Origin of the sequence: Luteimonas mephitis DSM 12574 (genome assembly GCF_000422305.1) — a bacterium.
Classification (GTDB): domain Bacteria; phylum Pseudomonadota; class Gammaproteobacteria; order Xanthomonadales; family Xanthomonadaceae; genus Luteimonas; species Luteimonas mephitis.
This window is the reverse complement of the sequence record NZ_KE383817.1, coordinates 307,792-331,589: the sequence shown is the minus strand read 5'-3', so window position 1 is coordinate 331,589 and position 23,798 is coordinate 307,792. Positions and strand designations below refer to the sequence as shown.

Sequence of the window (23,798 nt, the reverse complement as noted above, 5' to 3'; positions counted from 1 at the left end):
GCCGGGTGCATGATCGGGGCTCCCGACCCATCGCACCCGCGAAGAGGAGCCGCGATGAAACCCTTCCCTGCCATCGCGTCGCTGCTGCTGGCGGCCGTCACCGCGGCCTGTGCCAGCACCGGCATCAGCGACGCCGACAAGCTGGCCACCTACCGCGCGCACGCTGGCGCACCGGTGCGCAGCTTCCAGTATTTCGGCCAGATCAACGGCTGGACGCCGCTGGGCGACAGCGCTGTCGCGGTGTGGACCAAGCCATCGGAAGCCTGGCTGCTCGAACTGTCCGGGCGCTGCCCTGATCTCGATTTCGCGCCCGCCATTACCGTGACCAACCAGTTCAACCGGGTCAGCGCCAAGTTCGACAAGGTGATCCCGCGCGGTTCGGGTTCGATGGTCATCCCGTGCCAGATCAGCGAGATCCGCCCGCTCGACGTCAAGGCGATCAAGCAGGCCGAGAAGACCGCGCGCGATCAGCCGGCGGAGTCTTCCGGCACGTAGCCGGCGGGCTTGTCGGCGCCGCCGGAGAACAGGAATTTCTCCATCTCGGCTTCAAGGAAGGCGCGGTGCTTCGGGTCCAGCGGCGAGAGCCGGTTCTCGTTGATCAGCATGGTCTGGTGCGCCAGCCACGCCGCCCAGCCGGGCTTGCCGATGCCGGCGAACACGCGCTTGCCCAGTTCACCGGGCCACGGCACGAAGTCCAGGCCTTCGGCGTCCTTGTTTTCGTACTGGCAGTGCACCGTGCGCGTCATGTTGGCGGGTCCTCGGGGTCGGGGCGGAGCTGCGCCTCGAGCAGCGTCCTGATCGGGGCCGGGATGCCGAACGCGTGGAGTTCGTCGCGTGACACCCAGCGCAGGTCGTCATTGTCGCCCACCGCGTGTCGCATCGCGACCCGATGCCAGCGCAGTGGCTGCAGCGTGAGCCGGTAATGGGTGAAACCGTGCGCGATCGCGTCGAGCGGTTCGCCATGATCGTAATTGCCGCGGACATGCGTGCCGAACCAGTCGCGCGCGGCTTCGTGCGTCGCGGCTTCGGGCAAGGACCACAGCGCGGCCCACACGCCGGTGGGCGGGCGCCGCTGCAGCAGCACGCGCCCACCGGCGTCGCGCAGCAGCAGCACGTGGGCGTCGCGTTCGGGCAGCGCCTTGGCGGGCTTGGGTGTCGGCAGCTCTGCGACGCGGCCGGCGGCCAGCGCGTTGCAATCGTCCTGCAGCGGGCACAGCACGCACGCCGGATCGTGGCGGGTGCACAGAGTGGCGCCGAAATCCATCTGCGCCTGGGTGTAGTCGGCGAGCCGCCGCGCGGGAAGGTGCGAGTGCGCGATGTCCCACAGCGCCTTTTCCACCTTCGGCAGGCCCGGCCAGCCGTCGACGCCGTGGTAGCGGCAGAGCACACGCTTGACGTTGCCGTCGAGGATCGCGAAGCGCTCGCCCCAGGCTTGGGAGAGGATCGCGCCGGCGGTGCTGCGGCCGATGCCGGGCAGGGCCACGAGTGCGTCGAAATCGCGCGGCAATTCGCCGCCGTGGCGTTCGACGCAGGCGCGCGCGGCGGCGTGCAGGTTGCGCGCGCGGGCGTAGTAGCCCAGCCCCGACCACAGGGCGAGCACGTTGTCGAGCGGCGCCGCGGCCAGTGACGCCACGTCCGGCAGCGCAGCGACGAAACGTTCGAAGTAGGGCACCACGACCCGCACTTGGGTCTGCTGCAGCATGATTTCCGACAGCCACACGCGATACGGCGAGCGCGGGTGCTGCCAGGGCAGGTCGTGGCGACCGGAGACGTCGAACCAGGCGAGCAGCCGGGCGGCGAACGTGTCGTCCACCGGCGAAGCCGCGGGCACCGCGGCCGGACGTTGCTTGCGGGTAGACTGCGAAGCCTGGCGAGTCATTGCAGCAACTTCATGTCCTCGAGCTGGACGAGGAAACCCTCGATCCGGCGTCGCAGCTCGACATCCGATACTGCGGCTGCGGCTGCGGCTGCCGGCGAGGGTGCCGCCGGGCCGGAAATCCCGTCCACTCCTGTTGCCTTCCGCAGCGCGGCGACCATGTCGTCGACGCCATGCGCGCCGTCGAGCAGCGGCAGGATCTCCATCGACGCGGCGTCGAGCATCACGGGTTCGTGCCAGTCATTGAAGACATGGCCGCCGTTGCCGGAAACCGCCAGGAGCGCGGCGTGGCGCCGCGTGATGGCCGGAACCAACGGTCGCGCGCCGGCCATGCGGGATCCCGGGACGGGCTGGAGTCGGAAGGCACCGATGCCGCGCCTGACCAGCATGCCGAGGAACGGCAGCAGTTGCGGCTCGACCTGCTCGGACGGTGCGCCGATCCTGTCCCGGATGCCGGCGAGCATCGCATCGACCGACAGCGTTCCCGGCCACGCCTCAGTGAGCGCGACCGCGGCGGCCTTGAAGACCGGGGTGGCGAGTGTCGCCACGTGCGCGCTCGTGCTGCCGAACCGCTGCGGGTGCGCATCATATCTGGCCGCTCCGTCCAGGCACGGCAGATCGGCCGTGTAGTGCAGTCCGCGCAGCCGCTGTTCGTCGAGCCGGTAGCCTGCACTGCGCTTCAGTCCTTCGCGAAACAGCAGTGTCTGCCGGAACTCGCGGTTGCGGATGAAGTCCATGCACTGTTCGAGCTGGCGCTGGTCGCCGCCGAACTCCTTCAGCAGTGGCTCGGCCACGTCGGGCGGCAGGTTGGTGGCGAACATCGTCGAGACCTCGGCTTCGGCGAGGTAGGCCAGCCCGTGGTCCGCGGCGTGGGCCAGGAAGTCGTGGAAATAGCAGGGGAGGTTGTTGGGCTCGAGGAATTCGTGCGCCACGTAGTCGTCGCGACCATCCCGGACCGCGGGTGCGTACTGGCCGATGATCCGCGCGATGACGCTGTCGGGAACGACGCTCCGGCCAAGGAAATCGACCATCGACCTCCCCGCCTGCAGGCGCAGTCGCGGGTCGGGCTGGCCGACGCTCCGGAACAGCATCGCGTCGCGCATGACCTCCTTGGCTTTCCAGCCCGGGTAGGTGTTGTAGCTGATGTAGGCGACCCCGTTGGGGCCCAGCTGGCGCTCGCAGATGCGCATGATGGCGTCGCGCACGTGTGCCGGCACCCAGCTGTAGACCCCGTGGCAGATCACGTAGTCGAACGTGCCGGGGGATTCGGCGAGCTTGGCGATGTCGCCCTGCCTGAGCTGGATGTTGTCCAGCCCGAGCGCCTGGATCATGCGTTGGCCGTCAGCGACCTGGCGTCCGGACAGGTCCACGCCAAGCGCCTTCGCGCAACGGTTGCGCGCGGCGTAGGGAATCAGGTTGCCGCCTGCTGCACATCCGAGTTCCAGCACCCTGGCGGTCGCCGGGTCCGGGGTGGATAGGCCGAACAGGTGCGCGATCGCTGCGATGCGTTCTGGTGCGCACTGCGGGAACGGCAGCGACAGGTATGGCTGGTTGTCATACGCTTGCTGGATCAGATCGATGTTGTCTTGCATGGATCCATGTGTCTCGCTGCAGGCGGCACGATTGCCGGCGATCAAATGATTCTAGCCAGTCGATGGGTGCGCCAGCCGCCTGCAGCGTCGTGCGCAAAAGACGGCTTGTCGCGGATGCTAGCGATCCTGCACGGCCGGGGGCGCCGATGCGTCCTGGAATTCCACCTCGACTCCCTCCAGACGGGCACCCGAAACGTCCAGTTGCGGCACCACCAGGCGCCCCGCGAGCGGAGGCAGCGGCGAACCACTGGCTGGCGACGCGATCCATCGGGCAATGACGGGCATGCGGAAGCGGGTATCGAAACGCGCCGTGCGGCGCCGGATCCCGAGGGTCACCACGTCGTCGAGGCTGTCGCGGCCCAGGTAGTCCAGGGTGAACGGCAGCGGCGCGTGCGACCCACCGATCGGTGGCGGCAATGCCGGCCAGGCAGCCGGCCAGTCGGCCAGTCGCCCGTCGAGGTCGAGCAGCAGGCGCTTGCCGTAGGCGATCCGGCCGCCGGCATCGAGGTCGGGGACCATGTCGCCGCCGCGCAGCGCGATGCCCGCCGGCGCGAGCGCGAGGGTGCCATCGCGCACCAGCAGCGGCGAGGTGATGGCGAAGGCGAACGGCAGGCGGGTGTCGCCGGACTCGTAGCGGCCACCCATGCGCGCGCGCATGCGCGCGCTGCGGACGCCGTCGTCGCCGAAGTGCAGTGGTGCGGACAGGTGCAGCGTGGCTGGCAGGCGCCAGTCGCCCGAGGACGCGGTCACCGGGCCGACGACGGCGATGCCGGCGTTGTTGGCCGGCTGCGTCATCGCGATCGCGAGGCGGAAACGCAGGGCGAGGTCGCCAGACGTGAAGCGTCCGTTGAACTGCGCGCCGACGCGTTGCTCCGGATGCAATCGCGGCAGCGAGATCGCGATGCCGTCGACGCGCCAGTCGCGGCCATCGATGCGTCCGTTGCGGATCTGCAGGCCGTCACTGAGCGTCGGCATGCGCGTTTCGCCCCGTGGCCGCGACGCCAGCCAGTGCTGCAGTGCAGGCAGGTCGAGCACGGGCGCATCGAGTTCGATGCGGGTGATGTCGAGTCGTGCGCCGCGGCTGCGCACCGTCGACCAGGGCACTGACACGGACATGCGCTGCGCGCGCAGCAGCGGTGTCCCGGCGCCCGGTTCGCGCACGGCCACGTTGCGGACCACCAGCAGCGGGGCGCCGCGCAGTCGGTACTCGCTGGCGCCGGTGGCGGTGATCTCCAGCCCCAGCGACTTGCCGAGGGCGTCGAGCACGAAGCCGGTGACGCGCCGGGGCTGCAGGAGCGAGTGCAGGGCGAAGGCGAGCAGCAGCGCGATGGCTGCCGCAGCGAGCAGCAGCTTGACGGGTCTACGCATCGTGCCGCTTCGCTGGCATCGACGTGTGTCGCACGCCGGTGATGTCGCCGGACACCGCCGCAGGCGGCTCGCGGCTGGAGCCGCTCCCGCGAGGTGCCGGCGGCGTCGGCAGGCGACGCGTCGCCTTGCTAGGCGCTGCCCAGTTCACCGGGCAGCAGTGCGTCGACGAAGGCCTCGGCGTCGAACACGCGCAGGTCCTCGGGGCGTTCGCCGATGCCGGCGTAGCGGATCGGGATGCCGAACTCGCGCGCCAGCGCGAACACCACGCCGCCCTTGGCGCTGCCGTCGAGCTTGGTCACCACCAGCCCGGTGACGCCGGCGGCGGCGTGGAACTGGCGCAGCTGCGACAGCGCGTTCTGGCCGGTGGTGCCGTCGATCACCATCAGCACTTCATGCGGCGCCGCGGGGTCGAGCTTGCCGAGCACGCGCTTGATCTTGCCCAGCTCGGCCATCAAGCCTTGCTGGGTGTGCAGGCGGCCGGCGGTGTCCGCGATCAGCACGTCAACGCCGCGCGCCCTGGCGGCCTGCAGCGCGTCGAACGCCACCGAGGCGGCGTCGGCGTTCTGGCCCTGCGCGACCACCGCCACGCCGTTGCGCTCTCCCCAGGCCTGCAGCTGCGCGACGGCCGCGGCGCGGAACGTGTCGCCGGCGGCAAGCATCAGGTTGCGGCCTTCGTCCTTGTAGCGCCGCGCCAGCTTGCCGATGGTGGTGGTCTTGCCGACGCCGTTGACGCCGACGGTGAGGATGACGAAGGGCTTGCTGGCGTCGTCGACCACCAGCGGTCTGGCGACGGGTTCGAGCAGCGCCACCAGTTCTGCCCGCAGCGCCACGAGCAGCGCGCGCGCATCGGCGAATTCGCGCGCCTTCATGCGCTTGCGCAGGTGCTCGACCAGCTGCGTGGTGGCGGTGACGCCGACGTCGGCGGTGATCAGCGCGGTTTCGATCTCGTCGAGCAGGTCGTCGTCGAGCTTCGGGTTGCGCGAGAACAGGCCGCCGAGCCCGCGGGCGATGCCGCTGCCGCGCAGGCGCTCGCGCCAGCCGGGCTTGCCGGGCGCGGCGGCGGGCTTTTCCTGCACCTGCGGCGCCACGGATCCTTGTGGCGCGGGCTTGGGCACCACGGTCGATGCTGGCGCGACGGAGGTCGCCGGCGCTGCGTCCGCGAGCAGGGCAGGTGCAGGTTCCGGCACGGCGTCCGCGGCGGCGCCGGGCGCTACGGGATGCGCATCCGCACCGGTGGCGTCATCGGTTTGCGGCGTGCCCTGGGGCTTCGGGAATGCCGCGGCCAGCGCCTCGATGTCGAGGCTGCTCTTGCGCGGTTCGCCAGGGGTGCCGGCGGCCGCATCGTTGTCCTTCCTGCGGCGGAAAAAACTGACCATCTGTCGCCAATGCGGTGGGGGAATGGTTTTGTCCGCGCGAACGCGGAAAATGGCCGATCATGGTAGCACCGCCGATCGAAGCGACCGCATGAAACCACGCAGCACGAAGCCCGCTCCGCGCCGCGGCGAAGGCAGCGTGCGCATCATCGGCGGGCGCTGGCGCGGCACTCGCCTGCCGGTCCCCGACCTGCCCGGGCTGCGGCCCACGTCCGACCGCGCGCGCGAAACCCTGTTCAACTGGCTGCAACCCGTGTTACCGGGCGCTCGGGTGCTGGACCTGTTCGCCGGCAGCGGTGCGCTTGGCCTGGAGGCGCTGTCGCGCGGTGCCAGCGAGGCGTTGCTGGTGGAGCGCGACCCGGGGCTGGCTGAATCGCTGCGGACCACGGTCGAGCGCCTGCACGCGGGTGACGAGGCCAAACCGGTGCGCGCCGACGCACTGTCCCTGCTGCACGCGCCCCTGCACGGCCGGTTCGACGTCGTGTTCGTCGATCCGCCCTTCGAAGACGCGCTCTGGGACGCGGTGCTGGCGGCGCTGCCGCCGTGGCTGGCCGACGACGCCTGGCTTTACCTCGAATCGCCCGCCGATCGTCCGGTCGAGCCCGGCGCGGGTTGGCGCCTGCACCGCGAAGGCGGCAGCCGCGACGCACGCCACGCCCTGTACCGTCGATCCGGCGGGGGCGCTGCTACACTGGCGCAGGTTTCCGACGACAGCGCGACGAGCACTCCATGAGCGTGGCCCGCAACCGCATCGCCGTCTATCCCGGCACCTTCGATCCGATTACCAGCGGCCATGTCGACCTGGTCGATCGCGCCGCGCCGCTGTTCGAGCGATTGATCGTGGGCGTGGCCGAGAGCGCGGGCAAGGGGCCGGCGCTGTCGCTGTCGCTGCGCGTGGACCTGGCGCGCGAAGCGCTGGCACGCCACGGCAACGTCGAGGTGCGAGGCTTCGATTCGCTGCTGGCGCATTTCGTCAAGGAAGTCGGCGGCGGCGTGCTGCTGCGCGGGCTGCGCGCGGTGTCGGACTTCGAATACGAGTTCCAGCTGGCCAGCATGAACCGGCACCTGATCCCCGAGGTCGAGACCCTGTTCCTGACCCCTGCCGAGCAGTATGGATTCATCTCGTCGTCGCTGGTGCGCGAGATCTCGCGCCTGGGTGGCGATGTCAGCGATTTCGTCCCACCGGCCGTGGCGCGTGCGCTGCAGGCCGAGTGGAAGCGGGCCCGAGAATGAGCACTACCCTCCAACCACCTGTCCAGGGGAGCACCATGAAAACCTTCTCCATGAACATCCTGAGCCACCGCGCGCTGCAAGTCCTCCTCGTCGCCTGCCTCGTGGTGCCGTTCGCGGCATGCAAGAAGGAAGAGGCGCCGAAGAAGGCCGTGCAGGCACCGCTGGTTGCGCCGACCGGCGACGACATCAGCGCGTGGCGCGCCTACGTGTCCGACGCGGTGACCCGCAACATGGGCGGCATCAGCAACCAGCCCTTCGTGTACCTGCTGCCGGGCGAGAGCTCCGAGGATTTCGAGGGCTCCTACGAGCGTCTCGCCGAGAAGGCAGAGACCGACGTCGCCCGCGGCATCATCGCCGGCAACATGCTGGCCTACGCCTCGCCGGCCTCGGCGAAGATGGCCGACATCGTGGTGGCCTCGTTCAAGGACGTGCCGGCGGACACGATGAAGGGCGTGCGCGTGCTGTTCATCGGCGACGCCGCCGAGAACGAACGGGTCAAGGCCGCCGTCAGCCCCGCCGGCGTGGACTATGTGTTCATCGAAGCGAAGTGACGCACTGAAGCCGCTCCTTCGAGCGAGGTTCGGAATGGGGGCGGTGAACCGGGCGGTCACCTGAGCCGCAGCGACTCCCTCCCACTCCGGCCTCCCTTTTTGAAGAAGCAGCAGGGCCCAGGCGCCTTGCTCGGCCGCTCACACCACCAGCATGTCCCTCAAGATCAACGAGCTGTGCGTCAACTGCGATGTCTGCGAGCCGGCCTGCCCCAACCAGGCGATCTCGCAGGGTGAGTTGATCTACGTGATCGATCCGGCCCGCTGCACCGAGTGCGTGGGCCATTTCGACGAGCCGCAGTGCGTCGTGGTCTGCCCGGTCGAATGCATCGACCCGGACCCGGACCATCCGGAAAGCCGCGAGAACCTGCTGGCCAAGCTGCGGCGGCTGCAGGGAGAAGGCATTGCCTGACCGGCGGCCCACCGACGATTGCCGTCACCGGCGAACGACGATGATGGTGCGGTTCGCGTTCCCGGGGACGCGCCGCACGGGCTTGCGAAACGTCGAATGCCTGCAACAACCCGCCTGACCGGAGTCCGCATGAAATCCATCGCCCAACTTCTGTTCGTCGCGCTGTTCGCACTGGCTCCCGCCATGGCCGCGCCGCGGGATGCCGCAACGCCGACAACGCCGGCCACGCATCCGCCCGGCGCTGCCATCGCCTCCGGCCACGCCCTGGCTACCGACGCCGGGCTGCAGATCCTGCGCGAAGGCGGCAACGCATTCGACGCCGCGGTCGCGGTGTCGTCGACGCTGTCGGTGGTCGAGCCGATCAGTTCCGGGCTGGGAGGCGGCGGCTTCTTCCTGCTGCATGACGCGAAGACCGGGCAGGACGTTTTCATCGATGCCCGCGAGACCGCGCCGGCCGCGGCGACCCAGGCCGAATACCTGCTCGACAACGGCGACTTCAACCGCGACCGGGCCATGAACGGTCCGTGGTCGGCCGGCATTCCCGGCCTGCCGGCGGCATTCGTGCACCTGGCCGAAAAGTACGGAAAGCTGCCGCTGAAGACGACGCTGGCGCCGGCGATCCGGATCGCGAGCGAAGGTTTCCCGGTCTACGCGCGCATGGCCCGCGGCTATGCCGCGCGCCGCGACGTGATGGATCGCTATCCCGGCACCCGCGCGGTGTACCTGGCCGGCGGCAAGCCGATTGCCGAAGGCGACATCTTCCGCCAGCCCGACCTTGCGCACACGCTGGAACTGCTGGCCGACAAGGGCTTCGACGGTTTCTACCGCGGCGAAACCGCAGGCAAGCTGCTCAAGGGCGTGAACGACGAAGGCGGCAAGTGGACCGCCGCCGAACTGGCCGGCTACCAGGTGCGCGAACGCGCGCCGATCGTGTTCGACTACGACGGCTGGAAGATCACCACCGCGCCGCCACCGTCCTCGGGCGGCATCGCGCTGGCCGAGATGCTGCAGATCCTCGAGCCGTGGGATCTCGCCAGGCTCGACCCGACCCATCGCACCCACCTGGTGGTCGAGGCGATGCGCCGCGCCTACCGCGACCGTACCTTCTACCTCGGCGATCCGGACTTCGTGCAGATCCCGCAGCGCACGCTGACCAGCCGCGACTACGCCGCCGGCCTGCGCGCCACGATCAATCCCGACAAGGCCACGCCCAGCGACATGCTCTCGGGCAAGCAGACGCCGATGGAGGACGACGAGACCACGCACTTCTCGATCATCGACGCCGATGGCAACCGCGTCGCCGCCACGCAGACGGTCAACCTGCTGTACGGCTCGGGCCTGATCCCTCCGGGTACGGGCGTGCTGCTCAACGACGAGATGGACGACTTCGCGCTCAAGCCCGGCACGCCCAACGCCTTCGGCGTGATGGGCTTTGATGCCAACGCACCCGAGCCGGGCAAGCGCATGCTCAGTTCGATGACGCCGACGTTCATGGAATCGGACGACAAGGTCGCCGTGCTCGGTACGCCCGGCGGCAGCCGCATCATCACGATGGTGCTGCTGGGCATCCTGGGGTACGACGACGGCCTTTCGGCGCAGCAGGTCGCGGCGCTGCCGCGCTACCACCACCAGTGGATGCCGGACTTGATCGACGCCGAGACCGATGCGTTCACGCCGGAGGTGGTGGAGGGCCTGCGCGCGATGGGGCACGCGGTGAAGGTGCCGGGCGAGGAAGCCGGCGACGACGGGCGCCGTTCCAGCCACGTCTGGGGCAACATGCAGACCGTGGAGTGGGACAAGGCCACCGATACGCTGTCCGGCGGCACCGACCCGCGCAACCCGGTGGGTGCGGCGAAGGTGGAGTTGTCGTCGCCCCGGCGCTAGGTGCCCGGGAACTGGATTCCGCGCGTCACCGAACAACGAGCATCCGCATGCCGGACCCCGAGAAAAAACCCGTGCTGCACCTGGTGCCGGCAATCCTGACCGGCACCGCGGCCCTGATCGCGTCGTTGACCGCGGTCTACGTCAACGTGCGCAACGACCGGCAGCACGCTCCGCAGCAGGTGGCGCAACCGTCGGCGCCGCAGGTGGCCGTTGCCGCGCCGGCGCTCGCTTCTGAGCCGTCCGCGCCGCGCACCGTGCACTTGCGCCTTGACCGCATCGCCGTGCAGCACGATGGTTCGATCGGCACCACCGACTGGCGCTTCGCGGTGGAGCTCGATGGCCAGCCGCTGTTCGTGTTCCAGCAGGACGAGCTGGACGACACCGGCGGGCGCAACGTGGCGCTGCCGAAGGACGTGGGCAGCAACGTGGACATCGTGCCGGGCAAGCCGGCGCGCCTCGTGGTCAAGGCCTGGCGCGGCAGTCGCCTGCGCCTGGTGGAGGGCGAACCCGATGCGCGGGGCGAGGGAGTGCTCTTGGGCACCGGCGCGCTTGCACCGCTGGCCGTGGCCGCGACGGTGCCGGAGAAGGGGGCGTTCGTGCTGTATTTTTCGGCGGCCCCAGAGTAGCGCGCCAGTGCTTGCGGTAGGAGTGGACGTGTTCGCTCGCGCCACGGCTCGATGGGCGCGGTCGGCATCCGTTCAAGCATCGGCGCGGTAACATGCCCGGCACGCGATCACGGATCAGGACGACATGAAACTCTGGTCGATTTCCGGCAACAGCCAGCAGCTCGACGGCGGCGCGATGTTCGGCAACGCGCCGCGTGCGATGTGGGCCAAGTGGATGCCGCCCGACGATGCCAACCGCATCCCGCTGGCATGCCGCGCGCTGCTGGCCAGCCCGCTGGCGGGGAAGACCGTGCTGTTCGAGACCGGCATCGGTGCGTTCTTCGAGCCGAAGCTGCGTGAGCGCTACGGCGTGGTCGAGGATCGCCACGTGCTGCTCGAATCGCTGCGCGCGGCCGGCTTCGAGCACGGGGACATCGACGTGGTGGTGCTGTCGCACCTGCACTTCGACCATGCCGGTGGCCTGCTGGCGGCGTGGTCGGAAGGGCGCGCACCGGAACTGCTGTTCCCCAATGCCAGGTTCCTCGTCGGCGCCGAGCAGTGGCAGCGCGCGCGGCACCCGCATCCGCGCGATCGCGCCAGCTACATCCCTGAGTTGCCGCAGCTGCTCGAAGACAGCGGCCGGCTCGAGATCGTCGAGGGCGACCGTTCGCGCACCCTGGGCGATGCGGTGCGCTTCCACTACAGCAACGGCCACACGCCCGGGTTGATGCTGGCCGAGATCCTCGGCCCGGAGCGCGTCGGCGGGCAGGCTCATGGCGGCGTCGTGTTCTGCGCCGACCTCGTACCCGGCAAGCCGTGGGTGCACGTGCCGATCACGATGGGCTACGACCGCAATGCCGAACTGCTGATCGACGAGAAGCGGGCGTTCCTCGAAGACAAGTTCGAGCGCAACGTGCACCTGTTTTTCACCCACGATCCGGCGGTCGCACTGGCACGGCTGGTGCGCGACGACAGGGGTCGTTTCGGCACCACGCACGAAACCGCGGAGCTGCACGCGAGGGCGCTGGGCTGATGCAGGGATGCGGCTGCCGCGTGCACGTGCCGCTCGACGGCAACGTGCGCGCGCGGCCGTGGTGGGCGGCGCCGCTGCTGTGCGCGATGATCTGGCTGCCGGCGCCTTTCGCGCAGGCGGAGCAGGCGGGCGAGGGTGGCGAGGGCTCGGCGCCGCACGGGGACGTCCAGGTCGGCAAGGTGCTGCGCGATGCGGACTTTGGCGTGAGCACGCGACACGCCGGCCTGCAGCGCCACGTCGAGATGTACCAGTGGACGCGCGCCGGCAGCGGTTACGCGCTGGAATGGCGCGGCGCGCGGGTGGATTCGTCGGGCTTCGCGCCGGGCCACGAAAATCCGCGCGAGATGCCGCTGCGCGAGCGCGAGTGGCGCGCGCCGGTCCGCGTCGACGGCCGGCCGCTGTCCGGTGACGTGGTTGCTGCGCTGGGCAAGTGGCAATCCTTCCGTCCCAACTTTTCCGCGCTGCCGGGCAACATGTCGGCGACGTTCCAGCCCGAAGGCGATGGCCTGGGCAGCGCCGAGAACCCGCTGGCGCCGCGGATCGGCGACCTGCGCGTCACCTGGCGCGCGCTGGTCCTGCCACCGCTGGCAGACAGGCTGGTACTGCGCGACGGTGAATGGACGCTGCGCACGCCCGTGGCTGCGTCCGCTGCCGCGGAGCCGGCCGCCGCCGGGACAGCGGCGCAGCCGGACGAAGCCCGCGAACGGCCGCGCTGGCCGTTTGTCGTCACGCCGATCTTCGTCGTGCTGCTGGTGATTGCGATCGTCGCGCGGCGGCGCAGGTCGGACACCTAGCAATTCGCGGCCGTGCCCGGAACATTTGTCGTCATCCCCGCGCAGGCGGGGATCCACGAGGGCCAGGCCTCTCGAAGCAAGGGTCGTGGATAACCGGATGTTCGCCAGCCGGGATTCCCTCGCGAAGCTGGCGAGCTGGAGCTAATTGTCCGGAGTGCGCCCGCACCCGCCCATCCGCCAGGCCTGGTCGCGCGCGTAGGAGCGCCCCATGGGCGCGATGTCGCTGCATGGCTGCCGCCGGTGCGATCCCTGCGCCATGCGGTTGGCAGATGGGCCGCACTCCATCGGGACGGCGAATTCCCATCGCGCCCATGGGGGGCTCCTACACGCGAGTGCCGAAGATCTTGTCGCCCGCGTCGCCTAGGCCCGGCAGGATGTAGCCCTTCTCGTTGAGGCGGTCGTCGATCGAGGCGGTGTAGACCTCGACGTCGGGATGCTTCGCCTCCAGCGCCGCGAGTCCTTCCGGCGCGGCGACCAGGAACAGGCCCTTGATCCGCGCCGCACCGGCGGCCTTGAGCATGTCGACGGTGGCGACCAGGGTGCCACCGGTAGCGAGCATCGGGTCGAGGATCAGCGCGGTGCGATCGGCCATGTCGCCGACCAGGTTCTCGTAGTAGGGCACCGCGGCCAGCGAGGACTCGTCACGCTTGATCCCGATGACGCTGACCTTTGCGGCGGGGATCAGTTCCAGCACGCCGGGCAGCATGCCGATCCCGGCGCGCAGGATCGGTACCAGGGTGATCTTGCGGCCCTTGATCCGGCGCACGCGCACGGTGCCGGCCCAGCCTTCGACTTCGGCGTCCTCGGTTTCGAGGTCGGCGGTGGCCTCGTAGGTCAGCAGGGTGGCGACTTCCGCGGCCAGTTCGCGGAAGGTCTTGGTGCTGTTGTCGGCGCGGCGCATCAGGCCGAGCTTGTGCTGCACCAGCGGGTGGCGGACTTCGACGATCTTCATGGAGGAAGTCTATCGCGGAGCCTGCGCCTTTCCTTCTCCCGGAGGAGAAGGAAGAGCCGAAGACCTACGCCGCGTCGGCCTGCTTCACCCGCGGGCCTTCGAGCAGCGCGCGCTTGACCATCGACACGATCAGTTCGATCTCGCTTGCGTCGGCTTCGAAGCGCGGGGTGAAGCGCAGCGAGTTCTCGCCGCCGTGGATCACGCCCAGGCCGCGCTCGCGCAGCCATTCCTCGGTGGAACCGGCGCCGTAGCCCTTGAAGCGCGGGTCGAGTTCGCACGAGAACAGCAGGCCGGTGCCCTGGACCTTGGTGATCAGGCCGCCAAGTTCGCCCTTGAGCTGCTCCAGCGAGGCCACGGCCTGCTCGCCGCGCTTGCGGATGTTCTCTCGCAGGGCAGGGGTGAGCATGTCCAGGACCGCGCAGGCGACGTCGAGCGCACGCGGGTTGGCGGTCATGGTGTTGCCGTAGGTGCCGCGCTTGTAGATGCCGGCCGCGCGTTCGTTCACCGCGAGTACCGACAGCGGGTACTGGCCGGCGTTGAGCGCCTTGGAGTAGGTCTCCATGTCCGGCGCTTCCTGGTTCTCGAAACCGGGGTAATCGACGATCGACAGGGTGCCGGTGGCGCGCAGGCCGGCCTGGATCGAGTCGACCAGCAGCAACGAACCGTGCGCCCTGGTCAGTTCGCGCGCGGCGGCGTAGAAGTCGACCGGCACGCTGCGGCCCGGGTCGCCTTCGCCCATCACCGGCTCCAGGAACATCGCCTCGATGAACCAGCCGTTGGCCTCGGCGTCGGCGAAGGCCTGCTTCAGCGCGGCGAGGTCGTAGGGGGCCACCACCAGCACGCTGTCCTCGTGGCGGTAGCTGGCCAGCGCGTTCTCGTAGGCCTTGCGGGTGGAGTTGGAGTACAGCGCCGGGGCCTCGGTGCGGCCGTGGAAGGCGCCCTTCACCACCAGGCGCTTGATCTTGCGTCCGGCGTGGCGGGCGCCGGCGTCGGTCATGGTCTTGGCATTGGTGTCGACGATGCGCGCGGCCAGCGACACCGATTCGGAGCCGGAGTTCAGGCACATGAAGCTGGCGTAGGGGCAACCGCCGATGCTGTGGCCGATTTCCTTGCGCAGGGCACGCTCGGCGCGCAGCTGCGACAGGCTCGGGGTCATGATGTTGGCCATGGCCTGTGGCTTGGCCATCGCGTCGATGATCGCCTGTGGCGCGTGGCCGAAGCCGAGCATGCCGTAGCCGCCGGTGTCGTACAGCACCGCGCCGTTGAGGGTCACGATCCACGGACCGCGTGCGGCCAGCGCGACGTAGGGATTCACGCCGTCGGCCGGGTAGAAATTGACGAAGCCGGCCTGCACGGCCTGCAGCTGCGCGTCTTCGTCGAGGTCGAGCAGGTCGGCGAAGGTGTCCTTGACGCTCGCGTATTCGGCGACGGCCGCGTCGATCGCGGCTTCGAGCTCGGGATGGGTGGTGGCGAACTTCGCGATGGTCGCATCGTCCAGGCCGGGGGTGCGGCGCAGGCCCTTGTGGGCGCGGAGCGGGGCAAGCTTGTCGGCAAGCGGGTTGGTCGTGGACATCGGCGATTCCTCCTCAATACGGCGCCTGGCCCGGGACGGGCGGGAAAGTCGGTGCGGACCGCAGCCGCGGCCGCGATTTTCCGTGGCAACATCCTATTATCGCGATAATATCGGCGATTGGTAGGGATAATTTGCGCGATCCAACAGATAATTTCGTCGATTCGACGATGCGGGTGATCCGAATGAAGCTGACCCAGGCCGATGAGCTGCTGCTCTCCATCCTGCGCGAGAACGCCCGCGCCTCCACCGCCGAGATCGCGCGCCGGATGCAGCTGTCGCGCACCACCGTGCAGAGCCGGATCGAGCGGCTGGAGCGCGCCGGCGTGATCCGCGGCTACACCGTGCGCCTGGGCGACGAGGTCGAGCAGGGCCGCATCCGCGCACACATCCTGGTCACCGTGCTGCCCAAGCAGATGGCGGCGGTGGTCAAGGCGCTGCATGACATGCCCCAAGTGCGCAGCCTGCATTCGGTCAGCGGCACCCACGACCTGGTGGCGATGGGGGTGGCGGCCAGCGTGCAGGAGATGGACGTGCTGACCGACCGGATCGGCGCGATCGACGGCGTCGAGCGGACCACGTCGTCGATCATCCTGTCGACCAAGTTCGAACGCTGAGCCGAACCGCCCCACGGGACAGGCCGGTGCGGAAGCGGCGATGACTGCCATCGTGGCGCGCCGGACCTGCGGGAGCTTCGCGGCCATGGCCGATCCCGCGGATGACGTTCCGCGGGGCCGCGCGCAGCGCCGCTTACAATGCGCGCCTTGTCTTCACGCGTACCGCCCTTGAAGCCCCGGCCTTGAAGAAATCCGACTTCCATTACGACCTGCCCGCCGAACTGATCGCGCAGGCACCGCTGCCGGAGCGCTCGGCCAGCCGCCTGCTGCTGGTGCCGCCCGGCGCGGCGCCGCTTGAGGACCGCCACGTGCGCGACCTCCCGGACCTGCTGCGCGAAGGCGACCTGCTGGTGTTCAACGACACCCGGGTGATCCCGGCGCGCCTGTTCGGCCACAAGGCCGGCAGCGGCGGGCGGGTCGAGATCCTGATCGAGCGGCTGCTGCCCGGCAACGAGGCGCGGGCGCAGGTCGGCGCCAGCAAGCCGCTCAGGCCCGGTGGCCGCATCGAACTCGATGCCGGCGGCGAGGCCGAGGTGCTGGGCCGCGACGGCGAGTTCTACCACCTGCGCTTCGTGGTCGACGGCGCGCTTGAGTCCTGGCTGCTGCACGCCGGCCGCCTGCCGCTGCCGCCGTACATCCGCCGCGAGCCGGGCGCCGACGACGACGAGCGCTACCAGACGGTGTTCGCGCGCGAGGTCGGTGCCGTTGCCGCGCCGACCGCAGGCCTGCATTTCGATGACGCGCTGCTGGAAGCGCTGCGCGAACGCGGCGTGCAGTCCGGCCACGTCACCCTGCACGTCGGCGCCGGCACCTTCCAGCCGGTGCGCGTGGACGACATCGCCGACCACCGCATGCACAGCGAGTGGCTCAACGTCGGCGCCGGGCTGGTCGAGCAGGTGCGGCGCACGCGCGCCGCCGGCGGCCGCGTCATCGCCGTGGGCACGACGGTGGTGCGCGCGCTGGAGAGCGCCCTGGTCGACGGCGAGCTGCAGCCGTTCGCCGGCGAGACGCAGATCTTCATTTTCCCCGGTTACCGCATCCGGTCGGTGGACGCGCTGCTGACCAACTTCCACCTGCCCGAATCGACGCTGCTGATGCTGGTGTCGGCGTTCGCGGGCAAGGCGCGGATCTTCGCTGCCTACGATCATGCGGTGCGCGAGCGCTATCGCTTCTTCAGCTATGGCGACGCGATGCTGCTGTGGCCGGAGCGTGCGGCATGAGCGCGCCGGCCGCCCTCGAACGTCGTTCCAGCCTGGGCTGGAACGACGACAAGCGGGCGGAAGGAGTGCAGGCGAGGGACGCATCACCATGAGCCGCATGACTTTCGCACTGCTCGGCAACGACGGCGCCGCGCGCCGGGGGCGGCTGGTGTTCCCGCGCGGCACGGTGGAGACGCCGGCCTTCATGCCGGTCGGCACCTATGGGTCGGTCAAGGGCGTGCTGCCGGAGCAGGTGCGCGCGCTGGGTGCAGAAATCATCCTCGGCAACACCTTCCACCTGTACCTGCGGCCGGGGCTGGAGGTGATCGAGGCGCATGGCGGCCTGCACGGCTTCGCGCGCTGGGACGGGCCGATCCTGACCGACTCCGGCGGCTTCCAGGTGTTCTCGCTGGCGCATCGCCGCAAGATCACCGAACAGGGTGTCACCTTCCAGGCGCCGACCGACGGCTCGACCGTGTTCCTGGGCCCCGAGGAGAGCATGCGGATCCAGAAGGTGCTCGGTTCGGACATCGTGATGATCTTCGACGAGTGCCCGCCGGTGAACATCGACGGCAAGCCGGTCGGCATGGACCTGGTGGATCGTTCGATGCAGCTTTCGCTGCGCTGGGCGGAGCGCTCGAAGCGCGCGCACGAGGGCAACGACGCGGCGCTGTTCGGTATCGTCCAGGGCGGCGTGCACCGCGACCTGCGCACTCGCTCGGCGGAGGGCCTGCAGCAGATCGGCTTCGACGGCTATGCGATCGGCGGCCTTGCCGTGGGCGAAACCGAAGCCGAGCGCAACGCGATGCTCGAGCACACCTGCCCGCAGCTGCCCGGCGACCGGCCGCGCTACCTGATGGGCGTGGGCAGGCCGGAGGACCTGGTGGAAGCGGTGGCGCGCGGCGTCGACATGTTCGACTGCGTGATGCCCACCCGCAACGCGCGCAACGGCCATTACTTCACCAGCACCGGCACCGTGCGCATCCGCAACGCGAAATACGAGAAAGACACGCGGCCGATCGAGGAAGGCTGCGGCTGCTACTGCTGCAGCCAGGGCTTCAGCCGCGCCTACCTGCGCCACCTCGACCGCTGCAACGAGATGCTGGCACCGGTGCTGGGCACCCTCCACAACCTCTGGTACTACCAGTCGCTGATGGCGGGGATGCGACAGGCCATCGAGGAAGGCCGCTTCAAAGCCTTTCGCGAGGCTTTCCTCGCCGCCCGGCAGACTCGCGCGCCCGCGGATTCGTAGGAGCGGCCCATGGCCGCGATTGGCCTGCCTGGCAACCCCATCGCGGCCATGGGCCGCTCCTACGGGGCACCCCTGGAACGGATCGCGAGGAACCTTCCCGGCCGGCGGCTGTCCATTGCTGCCCCGACGCCGATTCGCGGCCGGGGGCGCGCCGATCCGCGCTCCGTACGCCGCCCCGGCGTCGCCCGGGGCGGTGCCGTGGCATAATTCCCCGCTATTTTGCCCGTGGAACCTTTCCCGATGAACTCGTTCAACCTGCTCGACCTGCTGATTTCCCCCGCCCATGCCCAGGCCGCCGGGCAAGCGCCCGCGGGCGGCGGGCTGAGCTTCCTGGTCATGCCGATCGTGCTGATCGCGGTGATGTACTTCCTGATGATCCGCCCGCAGATGAAGCGTTCCAAGGAACACCGCGCCATGCTCGACAAGCTCGGCAACGGCGACGAGGTGATCACCAACGGCGGCATCGCCGGCGTGGTGCGCGAGATCGGCGACAGCTTCATCACCATCGAGATCGCCGACAACGTGCGCGTCCGCGTGCAGAAGGCCGCGATCGGCAACGTGCTGCCCAAGGGCACGCTGAAGTCCGCCTGATTCCCACTTCTCCCTCCGGCGCGGCGCCTGCCGCGCGCGGATTCGACAGCCACGTCGTGTCCCGGGCCACTCGGCCGGATCGCGCGATGCCCTGGAAACGCAACGATGCTTGAATTCCCGCGCTGGAAATACGTCGTCATCCTGCTGGTCGTGGTGCTGAGCACGCTGTACGCGCTGCCCAACATCTATCCGCAGGATCCCTCCGTGCAGATCACTGCCAACCGCGGCGCCGCCATCGACGACGCGCTGCAGCAGAAGATCGAGGCGACGTTGTCCAAGGAGGGCATCGCGACCAAGTCGATCGAAATCGACAACGGCAACATGCTGGTCCGGCTGCCCGGCCTGGACGAGCAGACCCGCGCGGCCGACACGCTGCGCCCGGCGCTCGGCGACAGCTACGTGGTGGCGCTGAACCTCGCCTCGACCGTGCCGTCCTGGCTGGACGCGTTGCGCGCGCGCCCGATGCTGCTCGGCCTCGACCTGCAGGGCGGCGTGCACTTCCTGCTCCAGGTCGACCAGAAGGCGGCGCTGGAGAAGCGCTTCGAGGCGTATGCGGAAGACGTCCGCGTGGCCCTGCGCGACGCGCGCGTGGGTTATGAGTCGGTCGAACGCCAGGGCAGCAACGGCGTCATCCGCGCGACGCTCGGCGAAGGCGTCGACGCCAATGCGGCCGTCGCCGCGATCGCCAAGGCGATGCCGACGATGCAGCTGTCGACCGATCGCAACATCCTCACCATTGCCGTGCCGGAGGCCGAGGTCAACCAGATCGTCACCGGCGCGATCGAGCAGAACGTGGGCACGCTGCGCAACCGCATCAACGAACTCGGCGTGGCCGAGCCGATCATCCAGCGCCAGGGCGCCGACCGCGTGGTGGTGGAGCTGCCGGGCGTGCAGGACACCGCCCAAGCCAAGCGCATCATCGGTGCGACCGCCACGCTCGAGTACCGCGCCGTGATCGAAGGCAACGCCTACGACGCGGTCGCCAGCGGCAGCGTGCCGCCCGATGCCCGCGTGTACTATCGCAAGGAGCTCGGCCCCGACGGCAAGCCGATGCCGATCCTGCTGAGCAAGCGCGTGATCGCCACCGGCGAGCAGCTGGTCGACGCCAAGTACCAGCCGGACCCGCAGAGCGGCACGCCGGCGGTATCGGTCACGCTCAACGGCCCCGGTGGCCAGCGCATGTTCGACTTCACCAGCCAGAACGTCGGCAAGCCGATGGCGGTGGTGTACATCGAGCGCCTCCAGGAAGTGAAGGAAGTCGACGGCAAGGAAGTACGCAGCACGCGCACCACCGAGCAGGTGATCAACGTCGCCACCATCCAGGGCGTGTTCGGCAAGAACTTCCAGACCACCGGCCTCGAGAGCCCGCAGTTCGCCCAGGACCTGGCGCTGCAGCTGCGCGCCGGTTCGCTGGCCGCGCCCATGGACTTCGTCGAGGAGCGCGTGGTCGGCCCGAGCCTGGGCAAGGACAACGTCGAGCGCGGTACCCGCGCGGTGCTGTACTCGTTCCTGTTCGCGCTGGCGTTCTTCCTGATCTACTACCGCATGTTCGGCATCCTGACCTGCGTCGCGCTGCTGTTGAACCTGCTGATCGTGATCGCGGTGATGTCGCTGTTCGGTGCCACCATGACGCTGCCCGGCTTCGCCGGCCTGGCGCTGTCGGTGGGCATGTCGGTCGACGCCAACGTGCTGATCAACGAACGCATCCGCGAGGAGTTGCGCGCCGGCATGCCGGCCAAGACCGCGATCGCCACCGGCTACGACCGTGCCTCGGGCACGATCTTCGACTCGAACATGACCGCGTTGCTCGCCGGCGTGGCGCTGTACGCGTTCGGTACCGGGCCGCTCAAGGGCTTCGCGATCACCATGATCGTCGGCATCCTGGCCTCGCTGTACACCGCGGTGGAAGTCTCGCGCGGCCTGGCCACGCTGATCTACGCGCGTCGCAAGAAGCTCAAGACGATCGCCATCTGACCGGATACGCACAAGCCATGAAACTTTTCCCGCTGCACCTCATTCCGGCCGCCCCGAACGTCAACTTCATGCGGTTGCGCTGGATCTCCATCAGCGTGGCGCTGCTGCTTGCCGTGGCCGCCTCCGCCGCGATGGGCATCAAGGGCTTCAATTACGCGCTCGACTTCACCGGCGGCACCCTGGTCGAAATGCACTTCGACCACGCCGCCGACGTCGACCACGTCCGCGAGCAGCTGGCGACCGCCGGCTACGAAGGCGCGCAGGTGCAGACCTACGGCAGCGGCAGCGACCTGCTGGTGCGATTGCAGAACGAAAGCGGGCAGGACAACGTCGCGGCCAGCAGCGCGGCGGCCAAGGCGGTGCTGGCCGCGGTCAATTCGACCGCCAACCCGGCGCACATCACCCGCTCCGAGTTCGTCGGTCCCCAGGTCGGCAAGGACCTGGCGCGCAACGCGGTCTGGGCGCTGCTGTTCGTGATCATCGGCTTCCTGATCTACATCGCGTTCCGCTTCGAGTGGAAGTTCGCGATCGCCGCCATCCTGACCACCCTGCACGACGTGCTGATCGTCGCCGGCTTCTTTGCCTTCACCGGCCGCGAGTTCGACCTGACCGTGCTGGCCGGCCTGCTGTCGGTGATGGGTTTCTCGATCAACGACACCATCGTGGTGTTCGACCGCGTGCGCGAGAACTTCCGCAACCTGCGCGTGGAGCCGGTGGAGCTGCTCAACCGATCGATCAACCAGACCCTGTCGCGCACGATCATCACCTCGTTCGTCGCCTTCCTCAGCGCGCTGGCGCTGTACCTCTACGGCGGCGGATCGCTGGAGGGGATGGCGCTGTCGCAGATGATGGGCATCGTGATCGGCACGATCTCGTCGATCTTCATCGCCTGCCCGCTGCTGACGATCGGCGCGCTCAAGGTGAGCAAGCAGGACCTGATGCCGAAGGCCAAGGACCTGGAGGCGCTGGCGCGCCGGCCGTGAGGCAACGGCAATCGCGTCAAGGAAAAAAGGCCGCGCAATGCGCGGCCTTTTCATTGCGCCTTTGTAGGAGCGCCCCATGGGCGCGAAGCGTTACCGGCAACTCCTCATCGCGCCCATGGGGCGCTCCTACGTGGGGCGATGGTCAGTTGCTTAGCCCGGGTAAGCACAGCGCACCGGGGGCCTTGCATGCCGGTGTCCGAAAGTCGCGAAGTCTTGTCAGGAAAACGCCTGCAGGTACCCCGAAGTGGCGATGGTCTTCAGCAGCGGATCGACGATCCTGACGTTGCCGGCGACCAGGTGCCGCGGGCCGGTCTCGATGTGGACCGGGCCGGTGGCGCCGCCGCGGAAGTCGCAGACCCGGCCGCCGGCCTCGCGCACCATCAGGATGCCCGCGGCGATATCCCAGGGCTGGACCCCGGATTCGAAGTAGGCATCGGTGCGGCCGCAGGCCACGTAGGCCAGGTCGAGCGCGGCCGAGCCGGTGCGGCGGACGTCCTCGGCGGTGGCCAGCAGATCGCCGACGCACTTGAGCTGGGCGCCGGCGCGCTTGCGCTCGCGCGGCGGGAAGCCGGTGCTGAGCATCGCCCCGGCCAGCTCCTTGCGCTCCGAGACGCGGATCCGCCGCTCGTTGACCTGCATGCCGCTGCCGCGGCTGGCGGTGAACAGCTCGTTGCGCAGGGGATCGAAGATCACCGCGTGGATCGGCTCGGGGCCCTCGCACAGTGCAATCGAGACGCACCAGTGCGGAAAGCCGCGCAGGTAGTTGCTGGTCCCGTCGAGCGGATCGATGACCCATGTGTAGCGGCTGGGGCCGCGGTTGCCCTTCTGCGCGCCGCCTTCCTCGCCGAGGATGGCGTAGTCGGGATTGGCCCGGCGCAGCTCCTTGACGACCGCCTCTTCGGCGAGGCCGTCGACCTCGCTGGCGTAGTCCATGCGCTCCTTCTCGACCACGTTCAGGGCATCGAGCCTGTGCATGTGGCGCAGCAGGATGTTGCCGCCGGCGCGCGCCGCCTTGACCATGACATTGACAGCGGGTTGTTGCATCGCGGACGGCTCCGGGCGCGGGCGGTAATCGCAGGGGGAAAAGAACGTTCCGGCGCCAGGGCCGGGCGCGGAGTTTACCATTCACGCATGAACCACGACGCTTCCACTGCCGACCGCATCCGCATCGTGCTGGTCGGCACCCAGCATCCCGGCAACATCGGCTCGGCGGCACGGGCGCTCAAGACCATGGGCCTGGCGCGCCTGGTACTGGTCGCGCCGCAGCGCTATCCCCACAACGAGGCCGACATGATGGCCGCCGGTGCCGACGACGTGCTCGCTTCCGCGACGTGCACGGACACCCTGGCCGATGCGGTGGCCGACTGCCGGCTGGTACTGGGCTGCACCGCTCGCAGCCGCCGGGTGCAGCTGCAGGAGCTGCACCCGCGGACCGCGGCGTCGCGCGCCTGCGAAACGGCGCTGGCCGGTGGCGAGGTGGCGGTGGTGTTCGGCCGCGAGCGCACCGGCCTCGAGAACGAAGAGCTGCAGCTGTGCCACGCCGCGGTCCACATCCCGGCCAATCCGGACTACAGCTCGCTCAACCTCGCCGCCGCGGTGCAGGTGCTGAGCTATGAGCTGCGCGTGGCGTTGCTGGCCGACGGGGTCACCGGAATGGTCGAGGGACAGGCGGCCGAAGGACAGGCGCGGGGCGCCGGCCATGCTCCGGACCGGCCCGCCAGCCATGCCCAGATGGAGGGGCTGTTCGGGCAGCTGGCGCAGACCCTGGACGACATCGACTTTCACAAGGGCAGGGCGCCCGCGTCGGCGATGCGCAAGCTGCGGCGGCTGTTCCTGCGCAGCGAGCTGGGGGAGCGCGAGGTGCGGCTGCTGCGCGGGATCCTCGCCGATGCGCAGCGCATGGCGCGGTTGGCGGCTGGACGGCATTGAAGATGGCAGGCTG

At 69.3% G+C, this 23,798-nt stretch carries 24 protein-coding genes; 16 read left to right on the top strand and 8 right to left on the bottom strand.

Annotation, left to right across the window (positions count from 1 at the left end):
• Window positions 1-54 precede the first annotated feature (54 nt).
• Window positions 55-495 carry a DUF6491 family protein gene (locus tag H570_RS0115220; RefSeq protein WP_027081488.1) on the top strand — a complete coding sequence of 147 codons (441 nt, stop codon included), beginning with the start codon at window positions 55-57 and terminating at the stop codon, window positions 493-495.
• Here H570_RS0115220 and H570_RS0115215 read toward each other — a convergent pair.
• The 5 genes from H570_RS0115215 to ftsY form a co-directional block, all read right to left on the bottom strand.
• Window positions 468-746, bottom strand: a complete 279-nt coding sequence (locus H570_RS0115215) for an oxidative damage protection protein (protein ID WP_027081487.1) — start codon at window positions 744-746, stop codon at window positions 468-470. The two genes, H570_RS0115220 and H570_RS0115215, sit on opposite strands and share 28 nt — an antisense overlap.
• Window positions 743-1,831 (bottom strand): A/G-specific adenine glycosylase, encoded by a 1,089-nt coding sequence (gene mutY / locus H570_RS17865; protein WP_051176472.1) that lies wholly within the window; start codon window positions 1,829-1,831, stop codon window positions 743-745. The genes H570_RS0115215 and mutY overlap by 4 nt, the downstream gene beginning before the upstream one ends.
• Before the next feature lie 44 nt (window positions 1,832-1,875).
• Entirely contained in the window at window positions 1,876-3,468 is a 1,593-nt protein-coding gene (locus tag H570_RS17860; protein ID WP_051176471.1) for a methyltransferase regulatory domain-containing protein, read from the bottom strand.
• 117 nt (window positions 3,469-3,585) lie between these two features.
• Window positions 3,586-4,836 carry an AsmA family protein gene (locus tag H570_RS0115200; RefSeq protein WP_027081486.1) on the bottom strand — a complete coding sequence of 417 codons (1,251 nt, stop codon included), beginning with the start codon at window positions 4,834-4,836 and terminating at the stop codon, window positions 3,586-3,588.
• Between the two features lie 128 nt (window positions 4,837-4,964).
• Window positions 4,965-6,212: a signal recognition particle-docking protein FtsY gene (gene ftsY / locus H570_RS0115195; protein WP_027081485.1), complete on the bottom strand. Its 1,248-nt coding sequence runs from the start codon at window positions 6,210-6,212 to the stop codon at window positions 4,965-4,967.
• Window positions 6,213-6,300: 88 nt separating this feature from the next.
• On the opposite strand from ftsY, the gene rsmD reads away from it, so the two are divergent.
• The 8 genes from rsmD (at window position 6,301) to H570_RS18375 (ending at window position 12,718) form a co-directional block, all read left to right on the top strand.
• The gene (rsmD, locus tag H570_RS0115190; RefSeq protein WP_027081484.1) at window positions 6,301-6,942 is read left to right on the top strand and encodes a 16S rRNA (guanine(966)-N(2))-methyltransferase RsmD; all 642 of its coding nucleotides are present in this window, start codon (window positions 6,301-6,303) and stop codon (window positions 6,940-6,942) included.
• Window positions 6,939-7,442: a pantetheine-phosphate adenylyltransferase gene (gene coaD, locus H570_RS0115185; RefSeq protein ID WP_027081483.1), complete on the top strand. Its 504-nt coding sequence runs from the start codon at window positions 6,939-6,941 to the stop codon at window positions 7,440-7,442. The genes rsmD and coaD overlap by 4 nt, the downstream gene beginning before the upstream one ends.
• Before the next feature lie 35 nt (window positions 7,443-7,477).
• The gene (locus tag H570_RS0115180) at window positions 7,478-7,993 is read left to right on the top strand and encodes a hypothetical protein (protein WP_245559624.1); all 516 of its coding nucleotides are present in this window, start codon (window positions 7,478-7,480) and stop codon (window positions 7,991-7,993) included.
• Between the two features lie 151 nt (window positions 7,994-8,144).
• A complete protein-coding gene (locus tag H570_RS0115175; RefSeq protein ID WP_027081481.1) occupies window positions 8,145-8,402 on the top strand; it encodes a YfhL family 4Fe-4S dicluster ferredoxin in 258 nt (85 codons plus the stop codon).
• A gap of 129 nt (window positions 8,403-8,531) precedes the next feature.
• Window positions 8,532-10,286: a gamma-glutamyltransferase gene (gene ggt / locus H570_RS0115170; RefSeq protein ID WP_027081480.1), complete on the top strand. Its 1,755-nt coding sequence runs from the start codon at window positions 8,532-8,534 to the stop codon at window positions 10,284-10,286.
• A gap of 47 nt (window positions 10,287-10,333) precedes the next feature.
• Window positions 10,334-10,912: a hypothetical protein gene (locus tag H570_RS0115165; RefSeq protein WP_027081479.1), complete on the top strand. Its 579-nt coding sequence runs from the start codon at window positions 10,334-10,336 to the stop codon at window positions 10,910-10,912.
• Window positions 10,913-11,036: 124 nt separating this feature from the next.
• A complete protein-coding gene (locus H570_RS0115160; RefSeq protein WP_027081478.1) occupies window positions 11,037-11,924 on the top strand; it encodes an MBL fold metallo-hydrolase in 888 nt (295 codons plus the stop codon).
• Between the two features lie 20 nt (window positions 11,925-11,944).
• Complete coding sequence (locus H570_RS18375; protein WP_169447790.1) at window positions 11,945-12,718, top strand: TMEM43 family protein; 774 nt, start codon at window positions 11,945-11,947, stop codon at window positions 12,716-12,718.
• 322 nt (window positions 12,719-13,040) lie between these two features.
• Here the strand turns inward: H570_RS18375 and upp are convergent, their stop codons facing one another.
• The gene (gene upp / locus H570_RS0115150) at window positions 13,041-13,670 is read right to left on the bottom strand and encodes a uracil phosphoribosyltransferase (RefSeq protein WP_027081476.1); all 630 of its coding nucleotides are present in this window, start codon (window positions 13,668-13,670) and stop codon (window positions 13,041-13,043) included.
• A gap of 64 nt (window positions 13,671-13,734) precedes the next feature.
• On the bottom strand, window positions 13,735-15,243 hold the full coding sequence (locus H570_RS0115145; protein ID WP_027081475.1) for an aminotransferase class III-fold pyridoxal phosphate-dependent enzyme: 1,509 nt from the start codon (window positions 15,241-15,243) through the stop codon (window positions 13,735-13,737).
• A gap of 182 nt (window positions 15,244-15,425) precedes the next feature.
• Here H570_RS0115145 and H570_RS0115140 point away from each other — a divergent pair, with 182 nt between their 5' ends.
• The 6 genes from H570_RS0115140 (at window position 15,426) to secF (ending at window position 21,856) form a co-directional block, all read left to right on the top strand.
• Window positions 15,426-15,857 carry an Lrp/AsnC family transcriptional regulator gene (locus H570_RS0115140; protein ID WP_027081474.1) on the top strand — a complete coding sequence of 144 codons (432 nt, stop codon included), beginning with the start codon at window positions 15,426-15,428 and terminating at the stop codon, window positions 15,855-15,857.
• A gap of 182 nt (window positions 15,858-16,039) precedes the next feature.
• Window positions 16,040-17,077: a tRNA preQ1(34) S-adenosylmethionine ribosyltransferase-isomerase QueA gene (queA, locus tag H570_RS0115135; protein WP_027081473.1), complete on the top strand. Its 1,038-nt coding sequence runs from the start codon at window positions 16,040-16,042 to the stop codon at window positions 17,075-17,077.
• A gap of 88 nt (window positions 17,078-17,165) precedes the next feature.
• The gene (gene tgt, locus H570_RS0115130; RefSeq protein WP_027081472.1) at window positions 17,166-18,308 is read left to right on the top strand and encodes a tRNA guanosine(34) transglycosylase Tgt; all 1,143 of its coding nucleotides are present in this window, start codon (window positions 17,166-17,168) and stop codon (window positions 18,306-18,308) included.
• A 240-nt stretch (window positions 18,309-18,548) separates the two neighbouring features.
• Window positions 18,549-18,899 carry a preprotein translocase subunit YajC gene (yajC, locus tag H570_RS0115125; protein ID WP_036136475.1) on the top strand — a complete coding sequence of 117 codons (351 nt, stop codon included), beginning with the start codon at window positions 18,549-18,551 and terminating at the stop codon, window positions 18,897-18,899.
• 105 nt (window positions 18,900-19,004) lie between these two features.
• Window positions 19,005-20,873: a protein translocase subunit SecD gene (secD, locus tag H570_RS0115120; RefSeq protein WP_027081470.1), complete on the top strand. Its 1,869-nt coding sequence runs from the start codon at window positions 19,005-19,007 to the stop codon at window positions 20,871-20,873.
• Between the two features lie 17 nt (window positions 20,874-20,890).
• Window positions 20,891-21,856: a protein translocase subunit SecF gene (gene secF / locus H570_RS0115115; protein WP_027081469.1), complete on the top strand. Its 966-nt coding sequence runs from the start codon at window positions 20,891-20,893 to the stop codon at window positions 21,854-21,856.
• A 216-nt stretch (window positions 21,857-22,072) separates the two neighbouring features.
• On the opposite strand, the gene H570_RS0115110 is transcribed toward secF, so the two are convergent.
• Window positions 22,073-22,900, bottom strand: a complete 828-nt coding sequence (locus H570_RS0115110) for an inositol monophosphatase family protein (protein ID WP_027081468.1) — start codon at window positions 22,898-22,900, stop codon at window positions 22,073-22,075.
• An 87-nt stretch (window positions 22,901-22,987) separates the two neighbouring features.
• Here H570_RS0115110 and H570_RS0115105 point away from each other — a divergent pair, with 87 nt between their 5' ends.
• Window positions 22,988-23,785, top strand: a complete 798-nt coding sequence (locus H570_RS0115105) for an RNA methyltransferase (protein WP_027081467.1) — start codon at window positions 22,988-22,990, stop codon at window positions 23,783-23,785.
• Window positions 23,786-23,798: the final 13 nt, after the last annotated feature.